This window comes from uncultured Novosphingobium sp. (assembly GCF_964277725.1).
In the GTDB taxonomy this organism is placed as follows: domain Bacteria; phylum Pseudomonadota; class Alphaproteobacteria; order Sphingomonadales; family Sphingomonadaceae; genus Novosphingobium; species Novosphingobium fluoreni.
In genome coordinates this window covers 1-4,088 of sequence record NZ_CAXYKL010000229.1, presented here as the reverse complement: position 1 = coordinate 4,088, position 4,088 = coordinate 1, and the positions used below count along the sequence as shown (strand labels likewise).

The 4,088-nt window shown below is 63.0% G+C and carries 4 protein-coding genes; all 4 read left to right on the top strand.

The genetic code is table 11. The annotated features are described in order from the left end of the window. The first annotated feature begins 141 nt into the window (after positions 1–141). A complete protein-coding gene (locus ACHWRX_RS12995; protein ID WP_394659505.1) occupies positions 142–684 on the top strand; it encodes a peroxiredoxin in 543 nt (180 codons plus the stop codon). 111 nt (positions 685–795) lie between these two features. Beyond that, positions 796–1,923 carry a peptide chain release factor 2 gene (prfB, locus tag ACHWRX_RS12990; protein ID WP_394659504.1) on the top strand — a complete coding sequence of 376 codons (1,128 nt, stop codon included), beginning with the start codon at positions 796–798 and terminating at the stop codon, positions 1,921–1,923. Between the two features lie 81 nt (positions 1,924–2,004). Next, on the top strand, positions 2,005–2,748 hold the full coding sequence (locus ACHWRX_RS12985) for a class I SAM-dependent methyltransferase (protein WP_394659503.1): 744 nt from the start codon (positions 2,005–2,007) through the stop codon (positions 2,746–2,748). Between the two features lie 33 nt (positions 2,749–2,781). Then, the coding region (locus ACHWRX_RS12980; protein WP_394659502.1) for an NAD(P)H-dependent flavin oxidoreductase at positions 2,782–4,088 on the top strand (1,307 nt) is incomplete at its 3' end.

Below are 4,088 nucleotides of genomic sequence, written 5' to 3'. Positions count from 1 at the left end.
AATACGATCGCCGCCCCTGCTTCGGGCGTGCTGAAGATCAACGCCTCGAGCGATGCCAGCTACGAGGTGGGCACCGTGTTGGGCTATATCGACTGATCGCGGCATATGGACAGGGGCCGCCTGCCGGTCCAGACTATGCATATGAAAAAGCTTCTGACCGCCGCTATTGCCTCCCTCGCTCTTGCCCTTCCCGGCGTGGCCCTCGCCAATCTGCCGGTGGGTGTGAAGGCGCCAAGCTTCGCCACCCAGGGCGCGCTGGCGGGCAAGGAAGTGCCGCTCGATCTGCGCGGGGCGCTGCGCAAAGGCCCGGTGGTCCTGTATTTCTATCCCAAGGCTTTCACCCAGGGATGCACGCTGGAAGCCCATGCCTTTGCCGAGGCTACACCCGAATTCGCGAAGTACGGGGCGACCGTGATCGGCCTTTCTGCAGATGACCTGCCCACGCTGCGCAAGTTTTCGACCGAAGCATGCCGGGATAAGTTCACGGTCGGTGTCGCTAATCCCCAGATCATCAAGTCGTACGACGTCGCGCTGAAGCTGGCGGGTGGCCCGGCGGCGATGACCAATCGCACCAGCTATGTGATCAGTCAGGACGGACGGATCGCCTATGTCCATTCGGATATGGATTATCGGCAGCATGTCAGCCAGACCCTGGCGGCGGTGAAGGCCCTGAAGAAGCGCTGAAACTCACCTCGCGCCCGTCAGGCCCAGGGCGAGGGCAGGAACCCTCAAGCTTTACAATCGCGTCCCTTGCGCTAAGCGGGGCGACCCCATTTGTTCCGGAGTTTTCCCGTCATGCGTGCCGAAGGGCAGGCCCATATCGAGCGTATCCAGAAGGCCATGGCGCTCGTCCGCAAGTTCCTGGATTGGGACCGCGCTGTCCGTCGCCTGGACGAGTTGAACGCGCGCGTCGAGGATCCCACCCTCTGGGACAAGCCCAAGGAAGCCGAGGCGGTCATGAAAGAGCGCCGTCGGCTGGAGGCGTCGATCGGCGCGGTGAGCCAGATCGAGGCCGAGATGGCGGACGCAATCGAGTTCATCGAGCTGGGCGAGATGGAGGACGATGCCGCCACCATCGACGAGGGGCATGCCACGCTCAAGGCTTTGGCCGAGCGCGCCGACCGCGACAAGGTGCATGCGCTGCTGGCAGGCGAGGCGGACGGCAACGACACTTACCTTGAAGTCCACGCCGGAGCCGGCGGCACCGAGAGCCAGGACTGGGCCGAGATGCTGCAGCGGATGTACACCCGCTGGGCCGAGCGCAAGGGCTACAAGGTCGAATTGGTCGACTATCACGCGGGCGAAGCGGCCGGAATCAAGAGCGCCACGCTGCTGATCAAGGGCGACAACGCCTATGGCTACGCCAAGACCGAAAGCGGGGTGCACCGCCTTGTGCGCATCAGCCCCTATGACAGCTCGGCGCGGCGGCACACCAGCTTCTCCAGCGTGTGGGTCTATCCCGTGATCGACGATACGTTTGAGATCGAGATCAATCCGGCGGACCTGAAGATCGATACCTACCGTGCATCTGGTGCCGGTGGTCAGCACGTCAACACCACCGACTCGGCAGTGCGCATCACGCACCAGCCTTCCGGCATCGTCGTCGCCAGCCAGATCGATCGGTCGCAACACAAGAACCGTGAGATCGCGATGGGCATGCTCAAGGCGCGCATGTTCGAGGCAGAGATGCAAAAGCGCGAGGAAGCCGCCAGCGCCGAGCATGCCAGCAAGAGCGACATCGGCTGGGGCCACCAGATTCGCTCCTATGTTCTGCAGCCCTATCAGCAGGTGAAGGACCTGCGCACCGGGCTTGTCTCCACCGCCCCAGGCGATGTGCTGGACGGCGAGTTGGACGCTTTCATGGCCGCAGCCTTGTCGCAGCGCGTTACCGGCGAGAAGGTAGAAGTCGAGGACGTGGATTGATCGTGTCGTCCCTGGGTCGGCCCGGGACAGCGATGGTATCCACGGCTTTGCCAAGCTGACGGTGAGCCGCTAAGGAGCCGCATGCCCGTGCTTCGCCGCGCCCTGTTCGCCGTGCTTGCGATCGCCAGTCTCTCTTCTTGCGAGAAGAAGGTCGAGGACGGCCGCCTGCCGACTTCGCGCGCTTTCCCCAAGGCGGATCGTCCCGTGTCGAACCTGGGGGCGAACGGCTTCTCCTCCGAAACCGAGCGCGACAGCGTGAAGGAAGCCAGCACGGTGATGGACCAGGCCGGCATCGCCAAGGGCATGTCGGTGGCGGACATCGGTGCGGGTGAGGGATATTACACCGTCCGCCTCGCCCAGCGCGTCGGGCCGGAAGGCCGTGTGTTGGCGCAGGATATCGATCGTGATGCCCTGGAGGAACTGGGCCTGCGCATCGAGCGTGAGCGACTGGACAATGTCTCGATCAAGCAGGGGGCAGAGGATGATCCCCACTTGCCGGTCAACAGCTTTGATCGCGTCATGCTGATCCATATGTATCACGAAGTTTCCGAGCCTTACGCGTTCCTGTGGCGCTTGCGTCCCTCGCTGCGGGCGAACGGCAGCGTGGTCGTCGTCGATATCGATCGTGATACGGATCACCACGGAATCCCCCCGGCTCTGCTGTTTTGCGAATTCGAAGCCGTGGGCTTCCGCTTGGCGGAATTTGTGCGTAAGCCGAAGTTGCAAGGCTACTATGCTCGGTTCGAGGCAAAGGGAGCTGCGCCTGCGCCCGAAGCGATCAGGCCATGCCGGTTGGCCGATAAAGCCGCTGCCGCACCCCGTTAAGCCGCCAGTTTCCTGAGGAAAGACGAAGAAAAGATGGGTTTCAAGGGTCTCAAGCCGATCATGTACGGCGGCCGCGAAGTCTGGCCGCTGGTTGAGGGCGGCAAGGGCGTTTCGGCCACCAACCACATGAGCAGCGGCGCCTGGGCCGCGGCCGGCGGTATCGGCACGGTCAGCGCGGTCAATGCTGACAGCTATGACGCCGAAGGCAAGATCGTGCCCCAGGTCTATGATGCGTTGACCAGGAAGGAACGGCACGAAGAGCTGATCCGCTTCGCTATCGATGGTGCGGTGGAGCAAGTTCACCGGGCCCACGAGATCGCGGGTGGAAACGGCGCGATCAACATCAACGTGCTTTGGGAGATGGGCGGCGCACAGCCAGTGCTGGAAGGCGTGCTGGATCAGACGCGCGGCATGGTCGCGGGCGTCACTTGCGGTGCTGGCATGCCCTACAAGCTGTCAGAGATCGCCGCGCGATATAACGTGAACTACCTGCCGATCGTCAGCTCGGCACGCGCGTTCAGGGCGCTGTGGAAGCGGGCCTATTCCAAAGTCCCCGAACTGATGGCGGCGGTGGTCTATGAAGACCCGTGGCTGGCCGGTGGCCACAACGGCCTCTCCAACGCCGAAGACCCGACCAAGCCGGAAAATCCGTATCCCCGCGTCAAGGCCCTGCGCGAGACGATGCGCGCTGAAGGCATCGCGGACGACGTGCCGATCATCATGGCCGGTGGCGTGTGGTATCTGCGCGATTGGGAAAATTGGATCGACAATCCGGAGCTGGGCGGTATCGCGTTCCAATACGGCACGCGCCCGCTGCTGACGCATGAAAGCCCGATCCCGCAGCAGTGGAAGGACGCCTTGCGCGATCTGGAGCCGGGCGACGTGCTGTTGCACCGTTTCTCTCCCACCGGCTTCTATTCTTCGGCTGTTCGCAACCCCTTCCTGCGCAATCTTGAGGCGCGGTCTGAGCGTCAGATTCCCTATTCCAAGGTCGAGGCGGGCGAACATACCGTGCGGCTCGACGTGGGTGTGAAGGGCAAGAACTTCTGGGTCACGCCCAAGGACCTGGAACGGGCCCGCAGCTGGTCCGCCGCAGGCTACACCGATGGCTTGCGTACACCGGACGATACGATCGTGTTCGTCGATCCGATCGAGCGCGACGTGATCCGCAAGGATCAGGCAGATTGCATGGGCTGCCTGTCACACTGCGGTTTCTCGTCCTGGAAGGACCATGACGATTACACCACGGGTCGCTTGGCCGATCCGCGCAGCTTCTGCATCCAGAAGACCCTGCAGGACATCGCACATGGCGGCCCGATTGACGAGAACCTGATGTTCGC

Bases quoted from the DNA above. Each gene is read 5' to 3' on its own strand.
- ACHWRX_RS12995 (WP_394659505.1), top strand. From the start codon at position 142: ATGAAAAAGCTTCTGACCGCCGCTATTGCCTCCCTCGCTCTTGCCCTT.
- prfB (WP_394659504.1), top strand. From the start codon at position 796: ATGCGTGCCGAAGGGCAGGCCCATATCGAGCGTATCCAGAAGGCCATG.
- ACHWRX_RS12985 (WP_394659503.1), top strand. From the start codon at position 2,005: ATGCCCGTGCTTCGCCGCGCCCTGTTCGCCGTGCTTGCGATCGCCAGT.